Origin of the sequence: Roseateles saccharophilus (genome assembly GCF_004342485.1) — a bacterium.
In the GTDB taxonomy this organism is placed as follows: domain Bacteria; phylum Pseudomonadota; class Gammaproteobacteria; order Burkholderiales; family Burkholderiaceae_C; genus Pelomonas; species Pelomonas saccharophila.
This window is the reverse complement of the sequence record NZ_SMBU01000002.1, coordinates 143,248-160,354: the sequence shown is the minus strand read 5'-3', so window position 1 is coordinate 160,354 and position 17,107 is coordinate 143,248. Positions and strand designations below refer to the sequence as shown.

The window sequence follows — 17,107 nt, the reverse complement described above, 5'->3', positions numbered from 1 at the left end:
ACTCAGTTCTTCTGCGCCACGGCCGGCGAGGCCTCGGCGGTTTCGACGGGCAGGCCCAGCGGATTCGCCGGCGTGCACAGCGCGGCGACGACGGTGCGCTCGCGGCGGGCGCCGTCGAGGTCGCGCCAGGCGCTGCGCATCGTGCCGGCCACGCCGCCCTTGCCGGCACCGCCGGCGGCGTCGATGGCCATCATCTGGCTCGTGCACATCTTCTTGCCGTCGACGCAGCGGTCGACGATGGCGCTCCACAGGCCCGGCTCCACGCTGGCGAAGCGGCGGATGGGCTCCTTGGCGCTGGGCTGCTCGAGCTTGAGGTAGTCGGCGCGCGTCAGCGTGTTGCCGCCGGCCTTGTTGCCCTCGACCCAGTGCGCGAATTCCGCGTCGCTCAGGCCGTGGAACTTGAAGTGCATGCCCGAGAAGCCCGCGCCGCTGTACTGGGCCGACAGGCCCTCATAGACGCCCGGCTTGTTGATGACCGCGTTCAACTGCGTCTCCATGCCCGGCATCGCGTAGATCATGCCGGCCAGGGCGGGCACGTAGAAGGTGTTCATGACCGAGGTGGACGTGAAGCGGAAGTGGATCGGGCGATCCACCGGCGCGGCCATCTCGTTGACGAGGGCGATGCCCTGCTCGGGATAGATGAACAGCCATTTCCAGTCCATCGCGACCGCATAGACCTCCAGCGGCTTCACGTCGGCGACCAGGGGCTTGTCCTCGGCGATGCGGTCCAGCGGGCGGAAGGGATCCAGCTTGTGCGTGCTGATCCAGGTGATCGCGCCCAGCGCAATGATGATCAGCAGCGGCGCCCCCCAGATGACCAGTTCCAGACGGGTGGAATGGTCCCACTCGGGGGCATAAGTCGCCTCCGTGTTGGATTGCCGGTAACGGTAGGCAAAGTACAGCGTCAGCGCGATCACCGGGACGATGATCAGCAGCATCAGCAGCGTGGAGGTGACGATGAGGCTGGCCTGCTGCTTGGCGATATCCCCATGGGGGTTCATCACGAGCAGGTCGCAGCCACTGAGCGCGAGGCTGGCGGCAAGGGCAGCGCCCCAGGCCATGACGCGAGACGGGAGGGTAGGTTTGTGGTACATCCGGACAAACGCGCGCGAGGGTTAACGATCTTGCACGGCAGCCGGAAATGTAAGTTGATTGACCCAAATCAACTATTGGACATTTTGTCCTACGTACAGACGGAGACAAGCCACCATGGCACTCGCTAGCAGTACCCTTTCCGCCCCCCATTCCAACCCCAAGGCCGCCCGTTCCGACGAGGATCTGGCCCCTGGTGACATCGCCGTCGGCGTGGTCATCGGCCGCGCGTCGGAATACTTCGACTTCTTCGTCTTCGGCATCGCCTCGGTGCTGGTCTTCCCGCAGGTCTTCTTCCCCTTCGCCGACCGCCTGACCGGCACGCTCTACGCGTTCCTGATCTTCGCGCTGGCCTTCGTCGTACGCCCGGTCGGCACGCTGATCGGCATGTCCATCCAGCGTCATTTCGGCCGCTCGACCAAGCTGACCGCCGCCCTCTTCCTGCTTGGCTGCTCGACGGTCGGCATGGGCCTGCTGCCCGGCTATGCCGAGGCCGGTTCAGCGGCGATCTGGGCGTTGGCGCTGTGCCGCGTCGGCCAGGGCCTGGCGCTGGGCGGCTCCTGGGACGGCCTGCCCTCGCTGCTGGCCCTGAACGCGCCGCCGCACCGCCGCGGCTGGTACGCGATGCTGGGGCAGCTCGGCGCGCCGCTGGGCTTCATCGTCGCGTCCAGCGTGTTCCTGTACGTCTTCAGCAGCCTTGCGCCTGCGGACTTCCTGTCCTGGGGCTGGCGCTTCCCGTTCTACACGGCCTTCGCGATCAACGTCGTCGCGCTGTTCGCACGCCTGCGCCTCGTGGTCACGCACGAGTACGAGAAGCGCATGGAGGAGCATGAGCTCGACCCGGCCAACCTGCGCGAGCTGCTGCCGGCCCAGGGCCACCACATCGTCGTCGGCGCCTTCGCGGCGCTGGCCAGCTACGCCCTTTTCCACCTCGTGACGGTGTTCCCGTTGTCCTGGATCGCGCTCTACGGCGACCAGGGCATCGAGGACTTCATGAAGATGGAGCTGCTCGGCGCCTTCTTCGGCGCGGCCGCGATGCCGATGTCGGGCCTGATCGCCGACAAGATCGGCCGGCGCAGCTACCTGGGCACGCTGGCCGTGGCCATCGGCGTGTTCGCGCTGTTCGCGCCGGTGATGCTGGGCGGCGGCAAGCCGGGCCAGGCGGCCTTCATCCTGGTCGGCTTCGTGCTGCTGGGGCTGTCCTATGGCCAGGCGGCCGGCTCGGTGACGTCCAACTTCCTGCCCCACTTCCGCTACACCGGCGCGGCGCTGACGGCCGACATGGCCTGGCTGCTGGGCGCGGCCTTCGCGCCCGTCGTCGCCCTCTTCCTGTCCTCGCGCTTCGGCCTGGTGTCGCTGAGCCTTTACCTGCTGTCCGGCGTGGTCGGCACGCTGATGGCGCTGCGGGTCAACAAGAAGCTGCAGGCGGCAGCGGTGGTTCAGGACTGAAGCGCACGTCGCGCACCAACGACAAGGCGGGCCCGAGGGCCCGCCTTTGTTTTGGGCCGAACGCTTTCAGCCGAGCGCCTTGCGCGCGTTCTGGAACATCCGCAGCCAGGGGCTGTGGGCGCTCTTGTCGCCCGAGGTCCAGCTCATCAGCACATTGCGGAAGACGCGCTCCGGGTGGGGCATCAGCGCCGTGAAGCGGCCGTCCGGCGTCGTCACGCTGGTCAGGCCGCCCGGGCTGCCGTTCGGGTTGAACGGGTAGGCCTCGGTCGCCTGGCCATGGTTGTCGACATAGCGCATAGCCCTGATGACCTTGGCCGCATCGCCCTGGCGGGCAAAGTTCGCAAAACCCTCGCCGTGGGCGACGGCGATGGGCAGGCGGCTGCCGGCCATGCCCTGGAAGAACAGGCTCGGCGATTCCAGCACCTCGACCAGCGCCAGCCGCGCCTCGTACTGCTCGCTCTGGTTGCGCGTGAAGCGCGGCCAAGCCTCGGCGCCCGGGATGATGGGCGCGAGCGCGGCCAGCATCTGGCAGCCATTGCAGACGCCCAGGGCCAGCGTGTCAGGGCGCGAGAAGAAGGCGCGGAACTGCTCGGTCAGCACCGGGTTGAACATGATGCTGCGCGCCCAGCCCTCGCCGGCGCCCAGGGTGTCGCCGTAGCTGAAGCCGCCGCAGGCGACGAAGGCCGCGAAGCCGTCCAGCTTGACCGCGCCCGACTGCAGGTCGCTCATGTGCACGTCGAAGCTGTCGAAGCCGCCCAGCGACATCGCATAGGCCATCTCGACATGCGAGTTGACGCCCTGCTCGCGCAGGATGGCGACCTTGGGCCGCGCGCCAGTGCTGACGAAGGGCGCCTCGGGCGTGAAGCTCAGGTGCACATGCAGGCCCGGGTCGTCGGCCCTGCCGGCCGCGGCGTGCTCGGCATCGGCGCCGGCCGGGTTGTCCCGCAGCCGGGCGATGCGCCAGCTCACCTCGTCCCAGGTCTGCTGCAGGGCCGTCAGGTCGGCACCGAAGACCTTCTTCGCATCGCGCCAGACCTCCATCTGCCGCGCCGCATTGGGCTTGGCGACGACGTGGGAATGTTTGGACAGGCCATGCGCGCGCAGCACCTGCATGACGGCGTCACGATCAGCCGCACGCACCTGGATCAGTGCGCCCAACTCCTCGGCGAACAGCGCGCGCAGCGTCAGCTCCTCGCGGCGGGCGCTGACCTGGGTGGCCCAGTTCTTGGAGTCGCCCATGTCGGCGCGGCTGTCGCCGATGCCGTCGCCCTCGGTGACCAGCATGTCGACGTTCAGGCTCAGGCCGGTCTGGCCGGCAAAGGCCATCTCGCAGGCCGCCGCCCACAGGCCGCCGTCCGAACGGTCGTGGTAGGCCAGCAGCATGCCCGCGGCGCGCAGCTCGGTGATCGCGTTGACCAGCGCGACCAGCAGCTGCGGGTCGTCCAGGTCCGGCACGTCGCTGCCGAACTGGTTCAGCGTCTGCGCCAGGATGGAGCCGGCCAGGCGGTGCCGGCCCTGGCCCAGGTCGATGAGGATGGCGCAGGAGTCCTCACGCTGCCACTCGGGCGTCAGCGTGCCGCGCACGTCGGCAATGCTGGCGAAGGCCGAGACGATCAGCGACACCGGTGCGGTGACCTGCTTGTCATCCCACTTGGTGCGCATCGACAGCGAATCCTTGCCGACCGGGATGGACACGCCCAGCGCAGGGCACAGCTCCATGCCCACGGCCTTCACCGTGTCGAACAGCGCGGCATCCTCGCCGGCCTCGCCGCAGGCAGCCATCCAGTTGGCGCTGAGCTTCACGCGGGAGAGCTCGACGGGCGCGGCCAGCAGGTTGGTGATGGCCTCGGCCACGGCCATCCGGCCCGAGGCGGGGGCGTTCACGGACGCCAGCGGCGTGCGCTCGCCCATGCTCATCGCCTCGCCGGCGAAGCCCTTGAAGTCGGCCAGCGTGACGGCGCAGTCCGCCACCGGCAGCTGCCAGGGGCCGACCATCTGGTCGCGGTGGTTGAGGCCGCCGACGGTGCGGTCGCCGATGGTGACGAGGAAGCGCTTGCTGGCCACGGTCGGGTGGCGCAGCACGTCGAAGGCGGCCTTGCCCAGATCCACACCGGTCAGGTCCAGCGCGCCGCCGCTGCGGGCCACGCGCTGCACGTCGCGCGTCATCTTGGGCGGCTTGCCGAGCAGCACGTCCATCGGCATGTCGATGGGGTGGTCGTCGCCGGCCAGCTCGTCGACAAGCCTGAGCTCGCGCTCCTCGGTCGTCACGCCGACGACGGCGAAGGGGCAGCGCTCACGCTCGCAGAAGGCCTTGAACTGCTCCAGGCTCTGCGGCGCGATGGCCAGCACATAGCGCTCCTGGCTCTCGTTGCACCAGATTTCCTTCGGGGCGAGACCGGACTCCTCCAGCGGCACCTTGCGCAGGTCGAAGCGCGCGCCGCGGCCGGCGTCGTTGACCAGCTCGGGGAAGGCGTTGGAGATGCCGCCCGCGCCGACGTCGTGGATGGCCAGCACCGGGTTCTCGGCGCCGAGGCCCCAGCAGTGGTTGATGACCTCCTGCGCGCGGCGCTCGATCTCGGGGTTGCCGCGCTGCACGGAGTCGAAGTCCAGGTCGGCCGTGTTCGTGCCCGCCGCCATCGACGAGGCCGCACCGCCGCCCATGCCGATGCGCATGCCGGGGCCGCCGAGCTGGATCAGCAGCGTGCCGGCCGGGAACGCTATCTTCTTCGTCAGGTCCGAGCGGATGGTGCCCAGGCCGCCCGCGATCATGATGGGCTTGTGATAGCCGCGACGCAGGCCGGCGACGCTCTGCTCGAAGACGCGGAAATAGCCCGCCAGATTCGGCCGGCCGAACTCGTTGTTGAAGGCCGCGCCGCCCAGCGGGCCGTCGATCATGATCTGCAGCGCAGAGGCAATGTGGGCTGGCTTGCCGACGGGGTTCTGCTCCCAGGGCTCGGAGAGGCCCGGCAGGTGCAGGTTGGACACCGAGAAGCCCGTAAGCCCCGCCTTGGGCTTGGAGCCGCGGCCGGTGGCGCCCTCGTCGCGGATCTCGCCGCCGGCGCCGGTGGAGGCGCCCGGGTGGGGCGAGATGGCCGTCGGGTGGTTGTGCGTCTCCACCTTCATCAGCACCTGGGCCTGCTCGGCGCTGGCCTTGTACTCGGCGCCGGGCCGGGGCGCCGGCATCCAGCGCTCGATGGCGTGGCCGTCCATCACGGCCGCGTTGTCCGAATAGGCGATGACCGTGTGCTGCGGATGCAGCTTCTCGGTGTTGCGGATCATGCCGAACAGGCTGAGCGGCTGGGCCTCACCGTCCACGACGAAGCTCGCGTTGAAGATCTTGTGCCGGCAGTGCTCGCTGTTGGCCTGCGCGAACATCATCAGCTCGACGTCGCTGGGGTTGCGGCCCAGCTTCTTGAAGTTGGTCTCGAGATAGTCAATCTCGTCGGCCGACAGCGCCAGGCCGAACTCGACGTTGGCCTTTTCCAGCGCGGCGCGGCCGGCGCCCAGCACATCGACATGCGCCAGCGGCTCGGCCGTGCGCTCGTCGAACAGGTGGGCCGTGTCCTCGCGCCTGAAGCAGACCGACTCGGTCATGCGGTCGTGCAGCAGCGCAGCGCAGGCATCGAGCTCGTCGGCGGTCAGCGGCTTGGCGCCGCCGAGCAGGCCGCTCCTGGTCGCGATGCGGTACTCGACGACGCGTTCCACGCGCTTGAGCGCGAGGCCGCAGTTGCGGGCGATGTCGGTCGCCTTGGAGGCCCAGGGGCTGACGGTGCCGAAACGCGGCGTGACGATGACGAGGTCGCCCTCGGCGCCGGCCACGGCCGGCTCGCCATAGGTCAGCAGCGCGGCGAAGCGCTCGCGCGTGCCGGCTTGCAGCGGTGCATCCGTCCAGACCCAGTGGACCGCGCGGGCACTGATGCCGGTGATGCGGGCGCTGACCTCTTGCAGCCGGGCCAGCAGGGCCTGGGCACGAAAATCGGAAAGGGCGTTGCCGCCCTCGAAATGGGTCAGATGCGAGGTCAGGGCCATGGAATCCGGGAGGCTGGGCGCGGCAGGGGCGCGCGGTTCTCGAGACGCACCGCCTCCGGTCGGGAGGCGATGTGCGGAAGCCCGGGATTCTACTGAGCCCCCTCACCGTGGCGCCAAAAGACGAGCGGCAACCGGAGAACGACGGACGGAAACCAGGCCTCCCGCCGCTCGTTCGGCGAGGCCTGCCGCTTGTCGAGCACCCGCGGCGATCCGTGACTTTAGGCACAGGCGACACCCCTCACCCGCAACAACTCGACACAGCTCGACAGCCGACGAACAGGCGCGCTCGGCAGACTGCCCTCGCGGGTTCACGAGGGCATCCGCATTCATCGACAACCAGGGTCCGCACGCGGCCCCGACGTCAAAGGCAGTCCAATGAAACAACTCAAGCAACATCTGCAGTGGGGCCTGTGCGCCCTGAGCTGCGCACTCAGCGCCGCGGTACTGGTCGCCTGCGGCGGCGGCGCTGCAGCAGGAGACACCGCTTCCCAATCGCCGGCGACGGCGCCGCCCAGCGCCGGCATCACCGGCGTCGTCAACGGCACGATCACGGGCTTCGGCAGCGTCGTCATCAACGGCGTGCGCTACGACGACAGCCTGGCCAAGGTCGCCTTCTCCAACCAGCCCGATGTGCAGACGGCCGCGACGCTCGGCGACCTGCACACCGGCATGCAGGTGCAGGCCACGCTGAAGGACGGCGCGCTGCAGAACCTACTCGTGAACTTCGCCCTGCTCGGCACCATTGGCGCGGTGGACACCACGGCCGGCACGCTGACGGTCTTCGGCCAGACCATCAAGATCACGACGACGGGCCAGCTGCCCACGGTTTTCGAAGGCTTCTCCGCCCTGTCGCAGCTGGCCCTGGGCGACCTCGTCAAGGTCAGCGGCACGGTGGCCAGCGACGGCAGCATCACGGCCACTCGCATCGAGCGCAGGCTCAAGGACGGCACCGAGCTGTTCCGCATCAGCGGCGCCGTGCAGGGCCTGGACACGACGGCCAAGACCTTCGGCCTGACCGGCAACACCACGGTCACCGTCGACTACAGCAAGGCCAAGGTCCTGCCCGACGGCGCCGTCATCGAGAACGGCAAACCGGTCAGCGTCGTGTCGGCCAACGCGCCGGCCGCGAGCGGCGGCAAGACGGTGCTGGTGGCCAGCGCCGTCGAGGTCAGGGCCAAGAAGCTGCCCGACTCGGGTGACACCACCGTCGGCGGCCCGATCAGCGACTTCCAGAGCCTGGCCAGCCTGCGCGTGGGTGACGTCGTCGTCGATGCCAGCGCCGCCACGCTGAAGGACGGCACGGTAGCCGGCGACATCGTCAACGGCGCCCAGGCCCTGGCCCATGGCACGCTGAGCAGCGGCGCGATGAAGGCCGACTGGATCAAGGTGCTGAAGAACGACACCGCCATCAAGGCCCTGCTGGTCGGCCAGATCACCGACTATGTGTCGCTGGCCAACTTCACGCTGCGCGGCACTGCAGTGGACGGCAGCGCAGCCACGTTCAGCAAGGGCAGCGCCGCCGACCTCGGCACCGGTGCCTGGGTCACGGTGACGGGCCAGCTGACGTCCAGCGGCGTGAAGGCGACCGACATCGCCGTGCAGCCGCCGCCGGCCGACAAGCCGCAGCACCTGGCCGGCGCCATCACCGCGGTCGACGCGACGGCCAAGACCTTCACGGTGCTGGGCACGACGGTGCAGTGGAGCGACACGACCAAGATCGCCCCGGACGGCAAGTCCCTGGCCAACCTCGCGGCCGGCGTGACGGTCAGCGTCGAGGGCAGCTACTCGGCCGCCAGCGGCGTCTTCACGGCCACCAGCGTGACGGTAGTCAACACCACCGGCGTCAGCAAGACCATCGGCTTCTCCGGCGTGGCCTTCAACGTGACCAGCACCAGCCTGCAGATCGGCAGCTACACGGTGCAGATCACGCCGAACACGCAGCTGCAGCCGACCGGCACCAAGCTGGCCGACCTGGTCAATGGCTCGCGCCTGAGCATCAGGGCCACGGTCAGCGGCAGCGCCGGCAACGTGACGCTGACGGCCCTCGCCATCGAGCTGGAGAAGCCCGAGCAGGATGCCAGCGGCAACGACTACGTCTACCTCGGCGGCCTGATCGGCGACTTCAACAGCGCCGCCGACTTCAAGGTGGGCAGCCAGAAGGTCGACGCTTCGGGCTCCACGGTGAAGTTCATCGACGGTGATGCGAGCAAGCTGGCCAACGGCGCCAAGGTCGAGATCAAGGGCTCGGTCAAGGATGGCGTGCTGATCGCGGTCCAGGTCCACTTCATGCCCGGCTGACAGCCCACCCCCTACGGGCGTCGCCCGCCCCCTCGAGGGGGCACTCTCGACTGACCGGCAAAGCCGGATCAGCGAGAGTCACTCGATGACAAGCCGGTCTCTGCAAGCAGAGGCCGGCTTGTTCCGTTCAGGAGGCCCGCATACGGGCAACGACATCGCCCACCTCGGCCAGCAGCGCCGGGACGTCGATCGTCGTCGGCTGGCGCTCGCGCAGCAGCTGGCGCCCGCCGATCCAAACATTGCTGACGTGCTCGCGGCCGGCCACGTAGACGAGCTGGGCGGCCGCGTTGTAGACCGGCTGGCACTCGATGCTGTCCAGAGACACGGCCACGCAGTCGGCCAGCTTGCCGACCTCCAGCGAACCGAGGTCGCTGGCCCGGCCCATGGCCTTGGCAGCGCGGATGGTGGCCATCTCGAGTGCGGTGCGCGCGGAGGCCACCGTCGGGTCGCCGGTGATGCCCTTGGCCAGCAGCGCCGCCGAGCGGATCTCACCGAACATGTCCAGGCGGTTGTTGGACGCGGCGCCGTCGGTGCCGAGGATGGTGTTCACGCCGGCGGCCTCCAGCGCCTTGAGCGGCATCACGCCCGAGGCCAGTTTGAGGTTGGAGTTGGGGTTGTGCACCAGATGCACGCCGCGCTGAGCCATCAGCTCGATCTCGGCCTCGTCGAGGTGGACCATGTGCACGGCGATCATGCGCTCGTTGAACAGGCCCAGCTTGTCCAGCCGCGCGATGGGTCGCACGCCGTGGGCCCTGAGACCGTCGCCGACCTCGCCCGCCGTCTCGTGGATGTGGCAGTGCATCTGGATGTCCAGGCGTTCGGCCAGGTCGCGCAGCTTGACGAAGGTCTCGTCGGACACCGTGTAGGGCGCATGCGGCGCGCTGGTCCAGTCCAGCAGCGTCTCGCCCTTGTACTGCTCGTAGGCGGCGATGCCCTTGGCGATGTAGTCGTCCGGCCCGCTGGCATAGCCGGTCGGGAAGTCGATGACATTGATCGACACCGCCGCGCGGATGCCCGAGTCCACGGCGGCGCGCGCCATCGCGGTCGGGAAGAAATACATGTCGTTGATATAGGTCGTGCCGCTGCGCAGGCCCTCGGCGGCTGCAAGCCTGGAGCCGAGATAGGTCCAGTCCTCGCTGACCCACTTCTTCTCCAGCGGCCAGATGTGGTTCTGCAGCCAGTCCATCAGCGGCACGTCGTCGGCGACACCACGCAGCAGCGTCATGGCCGAGTGGGCGTGGCCGTTGATGAGGCCGGGGATGAGGATCTGCTCGGGCAGCTCGACGCGCTCGGCCTGCGGGTATCGGGCCAGCAGCTCGGCTCGCGGGCCGACGGCGGCGATGCGCTCGCCGTCGATCAGCAGGGCATGGTCGTCGAGCACGCCCTCACCGGGCTTCATCGTCAGCAGCCAGCGCGGCAGCAGCAGGGTCTGGGACATCTCATCTTCTCCTTGTGGGATTCAGTTCGGTTCGCCAAGCAGTGGCTCGACCTCGTCGCGGCGCGGCATCGCGTCCTGCACGCCGGGGCGCGACACGGCGAGCGCGGCGGCGGCCTGCGCGAAGGCGAGTGCCTGCGCGACCGGCCGGCCCTCGGCCAGCGCAGTGACAAGGGCGCCGACCAGGGTATCGCCGGCGCCGACGGTGTCCACGGCCTTCACGCGCCGTGCCGGCACGCGCCGCGTGCCCTCGGCATCGACCCAGCACAGCCCCTCGGCGCCGAGTGACACGAGCACGGCCGATGGCCCCTTGGCGCGCAAAGCCAGGGCCAGCGCCTCGGGCTCGGCCACGCCGCCGCCCGGTGTCGTCACCAGCGCCCGAGCCTCGAGGGCGTTGACGACGAGCAGGTCGACGAGGGGCAGCAGGCTTTCGCAGCCTGGACGATAGGGCGCGGCGTTCAGCAGCGTCTTCACGCCGGCCGCGTGCGCGCGCGCGAAGGCACGGGCGACGCTGGCCAGCGGCAGCTCCTGCTGGGCCACCAGCCAGCGCAGGCCGGCCAGCTCCAGCGCCTCGACCTGATCCAGCGGCAGCGTGCCGTTGGAGCCGGCGACGGTGACGATCTGGTTCTCGGCATCCTCGGCGCCGACGACGATCAGCGCCACGCCGGGCACCTCGTCGGCAGGCTGGGCGACGGCCCGCGTGTCGACGCCCTCGCCTTTCAGCTGCTCCACCATGGCCGCGCCGTTCTCGAGCCGGCCCACGCGCGCCGCCAGCGCAACCTTGGCACCGAGCCGCGCCGCAGCCACCGCCTGGTTGGCACCCTTGCCGCCCAGGCAGGAGCCAAACCGCTGGCCGCGCAGCGTCTCACCGGGCAGCGGCAGACGCGGCGCGTGCACGATGAGGTCACGGTTGACGCTGCCTAGGACAAGGATCTCGGGTGCGGGCATCAAGGCTCCAAATGAAAAAACCCCTCGGGGGACCGAGGGGTTCGCGTGAAGCGAGAGCGAATCAGCGCTGGCCGATGGGCTTGACGTCGCGCGCGGCGGCGCCGACGAAGAGCTGGCGCGGGCGGCCGATCTTGTACTCGGGGTCGCCGATCATCTCATTGAGCTGGGCGATCCAGCCGACCGTGCGGGCCAGCGCGAAGATGGCCGTGAACAGCGGCACCGGGATGCCGATGGCGCGCTGCACGATGCCCGAGTAGAAGTCGACATTCGGGTAGAGCTTGCGGGCGACGAAGTATTCGTCTTCCAGCGCGATCTTCTCGAGCTTCATGGCCAGTTCGAACAGCGGGTCGTTCTGCAGGCCCAGCTCGTTCAGCACCTCGTGGCAGGTCTCGCGCATCAGCTTGGCGCGCGGGTCATAGTTCTTGTAGACGCGATGGCCAAAGCCCATCAGCTTGACGCCGGAGTTCTTGTCCTTGACCTTGCCGATGAAGTCGCCGATGCGGGCCACGCCACCCTGCTTCTGGATGTCGCCCAGCATGTTCAGGCAAGCTTCGTTGGCGCCGCCGTGCGCCGGGCCCCACAGGCAGGCCACGCCGGCCGCGATGGCCGCGAACGGGTTGGTGCCCGACGAGCCGCACAGGCGCACGGTCGAGGTCGACGCGTTCTGCTCGTGGTCGGCGTGCAGCGTGAAGATGCGGTCCATCGCTCGCACCAGCACGTCGTTGGGCTTGTACTCCTCGCAGGGCGTGGCGAACATCATGCGCATGAAGTTGCCGGCGTAGCTGAGGTCGTTCTTCGGGTAGATGTAGGGCTGGCCGACGGTGTACTTGTAGGCCATGGACACCAAGGTCGGCATCTTGGCGATCAGGCGGATCGCCGCGATCTCGCGGTGCTCGGGGTTATTGATGTCGGTGCTGTCGTGATAGAAGGCAGACAGCGCACCCACCAGGCCCGTCATGACGGCCATCGGGTGGGCGTCACGGCGGAAACCGCGCAGGAAGAACTGCATCTGCTCGTTGACCATCGTGTGGTGCATCACACGGTCTTCGAAGTTGGCCTTCTGCGTCGCGTTGGGCAGCTCTCCGTACAGCAGCAGATAGCAGGTTTCGAGGTAGTCGCAGTTCACCGCGAGTTGCTCGATGGGGTAGCCGCGGTAGAGCAGTTCGCCCTTGTCGCCATCGATGTAGGTGATGGTCGAGTTGCACGACGCCGTGCTCAGGAAGCCGGGGTCGTAGGTGAACTTGCCGGTCTGGCCGTAGAGCTTGCGGATGTCGATGACATCCGGGCCGATCGTGCCCTTGTACAGGGGCAGGTCCATCGAGGGGCTGCCGTCGGAGAACGACAGGGTGGCTTTGACGTCGGACGGGGTCATAAAGCAGTCCTTTGAGGCTTGGTAATTCGTTCAGGTGCGCAACAGGCCCAGGACCTCGCGCACCGCAGCGGTGTCGATTTCACCACCGGGCTCCTTGCGGCGCAGGAGCAGGTCCAATAGGTCGTTGTCGGCCAGGTCCATCAACATCGTCAGGCCCTCGGCCTGCGTGACGCTGACGCGCTCGCCCTGGCGGGCGAAGAAGCGCTCGATGAAGAGATCGTTCTCGAGCAGGCCCCGACGGCAGCGCCAGCGCAGCTTGGACAGCGCGCGTTCGTCGATCATCGGGACAGCCACTTCGCTCATCTCATCAGACCGCGCGGCGGACCATCAGTTCCTTGATCTTGCCGATGGCCTTCGTGGGGTTCAGGCCCTTGGGGCAGACGTCCACGCAGTTCATGATCGTGTGGCAGCGGAACAGGCGGTAGGGGTCTTCGAGGTTGTCCAGGCGCTCGGCGGTGGCTTCGTCGCGGCTGTCGGCGATAAAGCGGTAGGCCTGCAGCAGGCCGGCCGGGCCGACGAATTTGTCGGGGTTCCACCAGAAGCTCGGGCAGCTCGTCGAGCAGCTCGCGCACAGGATGCACTCGTACAGGCCGTCCAGCTCCTCGCGCTCGACGGGCGACTGCAGGCGCTCCTTCTCGGGCGGCGGGTTGTCGTTGACGAGATAGGGCTTGATCGAGTGGTACTGCTTGAAGAACTGCGTCATGTCGACGATGAGGTCGCGCACGACGGGCAGGCCCGGCAGCGGCTTCAGCGTGATGACACCCGGCAGCGTGCGCATATTCGTCAGGCAGGCCAGGCCGTTCTTGCCATTGATGTTCATCGCGTCCGAGCCGCAGACGCCTTCGCGGCAGGAGCGGCGGAAGGACAGGCTGGGGTCGACCGCCTTCAGCTTGACCAGGGCGTCGAGCAGCATGCGCTCATGGCCGTCCAGCTCGACCTCGAGGGTCTGCATGTAGGGCTTGGCGTCCTTGTCGGGGTCGTAGCGGTAGATCTGGAAGGTGCGCTTCATTTCTCTATGTCCTTGTCGACCCGGCTTAGAAGGTACGGACCTTGGGCGGAACCGATTCAACGGTCAGCGGCGTCAGGTTCACAGGCTTGTAGTCCAGGCGGTTGCCTTCGGAGTACCACAGCGTGTGCTTCATCCAGTTCGCGTCGTCGCGGTTCGGGTAGTCGTTGTGCGCATGGGCGCCACGGCTCTCGGGGCGGGCAGCGGCGGAGATCATCGTGGCCTGGGCGGCTTCGATGAGGTTCTCCACTTCCAGCGCCTCGACGCGCTCGGTGTTGAAGACCTTGGACTTGTCCTTCAGGCCGATACCGCCGACGCGGGCCGCGACTTCCTTGATCTTGCGGACGCCTTCGTCCATGGTCGCCTGCGTACGGAACACGCCGGCGTGCTTCTGCATCGTCGCGCGGATGTCGTTGGCGACGTTCTGCGCGTACTCGCCGTTGGTGGCCGACTCCAGGCGTGCGAGGCGTGCCAGCGTGCGGTCGGCGGCGTCCTTGGGCAGGTCCTTGTGCGACTTCGTCTTCAGATTGAAGTCGACGATGTGGTTGCCCGCGGCGCGGCCGAAGACGACCAGGTCCAGCAGCGAGTTCGTGCCCAGGCGGTTGGCGCCGTGCACCGACACGCAGGAGCACTCGCCCACGGCGTAGAGGCCGTTGATGATGTCGTTGTGCTTGCCGTTCTTGGGCACGACCACCTGGCCGTGCACGTTCGTCGGGATGCCACCCATCTGGTAGTGGATGGTCGGCACGACGGGAATCGGTTCCTTCGTGATGTCGACGTTGGCGAAGTTGTGGCCGATCTCCAGCACCGAGGGCAGGCGCTTGGCGATGGTCTCGGCGCCCAGGTGGGTCATGTCCAGCAGCACATAGTCCTTGTTGGGACCGCAGCCGCGACCTTCCTTGATCTCCTGGTCCATCGAGCGCGACACGAAGTCGCGCGGCGCCAGGTCCTTCAGCGTTGGCGCATAGCGCTCCATGAAGCGCTCGCCATTGCTGTTGCGCAGGATGGCGCCCTCGCCGCGGCAGCCTTCGGTCAGCAGCACGCCCGCGCCGGCCACGCCGGTCGGATGGAACTGCCAGAACTCCATGTCTTCCAGCGGGATGCCGGCGCGCGCCGCCATGCCCAGGCCGTCACCGGTGTTGATGAAGGCATTGGTGCTGGCCGCGAAGATGCGGCCGGCACCGCCCGTGGCCAGCAGCACGGTCTTGGCGTGCAGGATGTGGACCTCGCCGGTCTCCATCTCCAGCGCGGTCACGCCGACGGCATCGCCCTCGGCGTCGCGGATGATGTCCAGCGCCATCCACTCGACGAAGAAGTTGGTGCGGGCCTTGACGTTCTGCTGGTAGAGCGTGTGCAGCAACGCGTGACCGGTGCGGTCGGCCGCTGCGCAGGCGCGCTGCACGGGCTTCTCGCCGTAGTTGGCGGTGTGGCCGCCGAAGGGGCGCTGGTAGATCGTGCCGTCGGCATTGCGGTCGAAGGGCATGCCGAAGTGCTCGAGCTCGTAGACGACCTTGGGCGCCTCGCGGCACATGAACTCGATGGCGTCCTGGTCACCCAGCCAGTCCGAACCCTTGACGGTGTCGAAGAAGTGGTAGTGCCAGTTGTCCTCGCTCATGTTGCCGAGCGAGGCGCCGATGCCGCCCTGGGCGGCGACGGTGTGCGAGCGGGTCGGGAAGACCTTGGACAGCACGGCCACGTTGAGGCCGGCCAGCGAGAGCTGCAGCGAGGCGCGCATGCCGGAGCCACCGGCCCCGACGATGACCACGTCGAACTTGCGGGTCGAAATCTTTGCCGTCATCACAGTCTCCACAGCACCTGGATTGCCCAGCCGGCACAGCCAAGCAGCCACACGATCGAAAACACTTGCAGGGCCAGTCGCACACCGACCGGCTTCACATAGTCCATCCAGATGTCCCGCACGCCCACCCAGGCGTGGTAGGCCAGCGCCAGGATGGCGACGAAGGTCAGGACCTTCATCCACTGCGGCGCGAAGACGCCGGCCCAGTGGTCGTAGCCCAGCTCGCCGGGCATCAGGAAGCGGGCCAGCACGGCGACGGTGAACAGGGCCATCAGCACGGCGGTGACGCGCTGGGCGAGCCAGTCACGCAGGCCGTAATGCGCGCCCACGACGAGGCGCTTGGAGCCAAAAGTGCTCATGTTGTTGTCCTTGCAGGTTTGCTCAGTACAGGCCGAACAGCTTGGCGCCCAGCACCACGGTCAACGCGATGCTCAGGCCCAGCGTCAGCAGCGCCGAGCTGTGGCCCTGGGCCTTGCTGACGCTGTGCGTCGCGTCCATCCACAGATGGCGCACGCCGGCGATGAAGTGGTGCAGATAGGCCCACAGCAGCCCCAGCACGACCAGCTTTACGAACCAGGCCGGCAGGCCGGCGACGCCAGCCACGAAGACGTTGGTGAAGCCGTCGTAGGAGATCTCGGAGCTCAGACTGGCGTCCAGCATCCAGATCACGAAGGGCAGCAGCGCAAACATCAGCAGGCCGCTGACGCGGTGCAGGATGGAGACGATGCCGGCGGGGGGCAGACGGTAACTGACGATCTGCGTGACGTGAATATTTCGGTATACGGGTCTTGTCTTGGCGCTGTCCGTCATGGTCGAGCCTGCGTAATCGGGGTGAAACCAAACGATTCTAGGGCCAAGCTTTGCCTCGCCGCTCGTCAATGCTGCACTGCGCCATCGTCAGCTTCAGTTCAACTCGTTGCGGTAATGGTCGGCGAGGGTGTGGTAAAGCCCTCGCCTCAACTCGACCGGACGGTCGCCGTAGGTGTAGGCCAGCCGCTCCACGCTGAGCAGCGGCTCGCCCTCGGGCACCTGCAGCAGCCGCGCAGCCTCGGGCGTGGCGGCGACCGCACGCAGCTTCTCCTCCGCCCTGACCATGTGCACGCCGAAGCGCGATTCGAAAAGCGCATAGAGCGCACCCGGATGGTTCTGGATCACGTCCGCCGTCAGGCCCTCGAAATGCCTCTCGGGAAGCCAGAGTTCATCAAGCACGACGGGTCGGTCCCGCCGATGCAACAGCCGGCGCACCTCGATGACCGGCTCCGCCGTGCGCAGGCCCAGCGCCCGCGCAACCTCGGCCGCGGCGCGCACGCGCCGGCAGCCCAGCAGCTCGCGGCTGAAGCTGCCGGCCTCGTCGTCGGCCACCAGGCGCAGGAAGCGGAACTGCTGGCGCGGCGCCGCATGCGTGGACACGAAGGTGCCGCTGCCCTGGCGGCGCTCGACGAGATGCTCGGCCGTCAGCTCGTCCAGCGCCCGCCGCACCGTGCCGGGGCTGGCGCCGAAACGCTCGGCCAGGGCCGCCTCGCTGGGCAGGGCGTCGCCCGGCCTCCACTCGCCGGCGGCCAGCGCGGCGACGATGAGTTGGCGGATCTGCTCATAGAGCGGCGCGGAAGGCCTGGGCTTCGTTGAGGGCATGGGCGCATTGCAGCACAGGGTATGCCCGTACACTTGACAGGATTCGCC

Annotated in this window: 13 protein-coding genes; 2 read left to right on the top strand and 11 right to left on the bottom strand. The window is 68.1% G+C overall.

Features of this window, described 5'->3' with window-relative positions:
- Window positions 1-2: 2 nt before the first annotated feature.
- The gene (cyoA, locus tag EV671_RS02535) at window positions 3-1,061 is read right to left on the bottom strand and encodes a ubiquinol oxidase subunit II (RefSeq protein ID WP_132569716.1); all 1,059 of its coding nucleotides are present in this window, start codon (window positions 1,059-1,061) and stop codon (window positions 3-5) included.
- Window positions 1,062-1,209: 148 nt separating this feature from the next.
- Between cyoA and EV671_RS02530 the strand changes: the two genes are divergently transcribed.
- A complete protein-coding gene (locus EV671_RS02530; RefSeq protein WP_132569715.1) occupies window positions 1,210-2,541 on the top strand; it encodes an MFS transporter in 1,332 nt (443 codons plus the stop codon).
- A 66-nt stretch (window positions 2,542-2,607) separates the two neighbouring features.
- On the opposite strand, the gene purL is transcribed toward EV671_RS02530, so the two are convergent.
- Window positions 2,608-6,570, bottom strand: coding sequence for a phosphoribosylformylglycinamidine synthase (gene purL, locus EV671_RS02525; RefSeq protein WP_132569714.1), 3,963 nt, complete (start codon window positions 6,568-6,570; stop codon window positions 2,608-2,610).
- A 375-nt stretch (window positions 6,571-6,945) separates the two neighbouring features.
- Between purL and EV671_RS02520 the strand changes: the two genes are divergently transcribed.
- Window positions 6,946-8,868: a DUF5666 domain-containing protein gene (locus EV671_RS02520; protein ID WP_132569713.1), complete on the top strand. Its 1,923-nt coding sequence runs from the start codon at window positions 6,946-6,948 to the stop codon at window positions 8,866-8,868.
- A 127-nt stretch (window positions 8,869-8,995) separates the two neighbouring features.
- Here EV671_RS02520 and EV671_RS02515 read toward each other — a convergent pair whose 3' ends face one another.
- The 9 genes from EV671_RS02515 to EV671_RS02475 all read right to left on the bottom strand — a co-directional run bounded on the left by EV671_RS02515 (window position 8,996) and on the right by EV671_RS02475 (window position 17,059).
- Complete coding sequence (locus EV671_RS02515) at window positions 8,996-10,306, bottom strand: TRZ/ATZ family hydrolase (RefSeq protein WP_132569711.1); 1,311 nt, start codon at window positions 10,304-10,306, stop codon at window positions 8,996-8,998.
- A gap of 21 nt (window positions 10,307-10,327) precedes the next feature.
- Complete coding sequence (locus tag EV671_RS02510) at window positions 10,328-11,251, bottom strand: ribokinase (protein WP_132569709.1); 924 nt, start codon at window positions 11,249-11,251, stop codon at window positions 10,328-10,330.
- 61 nt (window positions 11,252-11,312) lie between these two features.
- Window positions 11,313-12,623 carry a citrate synthase gene (gene gltA / locus EV671_RS02505; RefSeq protein ID WP_132569707.1) on the bottom strand — a complete coding sequence of 437 codons (1,311 nt, stop codon included), beginning with the start codon at window positions 12,621-12,623 and terminating at the stop codon, window positions 11,313-11,315.
- A gap of 30 nt (window positions 12,624-12,653) precedes the next feature.
- Window positions 12,654-12,905 carry an FAD assembly factor SdhE gene (locus EV671_RS02500; protein ID WP_415840391.1) on the bottom strand — a complete coding sequence of 84 codons (252 nt, stop codon included), beginning with the start codon at window positions 12,903-12,905 and terminating at the stop codon, window positions 12,654-12,656.
- Between the two features lie 25 nt (window positions 12,906-12,930).
- Entirely contained in the window at window positions 12,931-13,632 is a 702-nt protein-coding gene (locus EV671_RS02495; RefSeq protein ID WP_132569703.1) for a succinate dehydrogenase iron-sulfur subunit, read from the bottom strand.
- Window positions 13,633-13,657: 25 nt separating this feature from the next.
- On the bottom strand, window positions 13,658-15,427 hold the full coding sequence (gene sdhA, locus EV671_RS02490) for a succinate dehydrogenase flavoprotein subunit (protein ID WP_132569701.1): 1,770 nt from the start codon (window positions 15,425-15,427) through the stop codon (window positions 13,658-13,660).
- Window positions 15,427-15,786: a succinate dehydrogenase, hydrophobic membrane anchor protein gene (gene sdhD, locus EV671_RS02485; RefSeq protein ID WP_132569698.1), complete on the bottom strand. Its 360-nt coding sequence runs from the start codon at window positions 15,784-15,786 to the stop codon at window positions 15,427-15,429. Before sdhD ends, sdhA begins: the two co-directional genes overlap by 1 nt.
- Before the next feature lie 22 nt (window positions 15,787-15,808).
- Window positions 15,809-16,237 carry a succinate dehydrogenase, cytochrome b556 subunit gene (gene sdhC / locus EV671_RS02480; RefSeq protein WP_132569696.1) on the bottom strand — a complete coding sequence of 143 codons (429 nt, stop codon included), beginning with the start codon at window positions 16,235-16,237 and terminating at the stop codon, window positions 15,809-15,811.
- A gap of 93 nt (window positions 16,238-16,330) precedes the next feature.
- Window positions 16,331-17,059: a GntR family transcriptional regulator gene (locus tag EV671_RS02475; RefSeq protein WP_132569694.1), complete on the bottom strand. Its 729-nt coding sequence runs from the start codon at window positions 17,057-17,059 to the stop codon at window positions 16,331-16,333.
- Window positions 17,060-17,107: the final 48 nt, after the last annotated feature.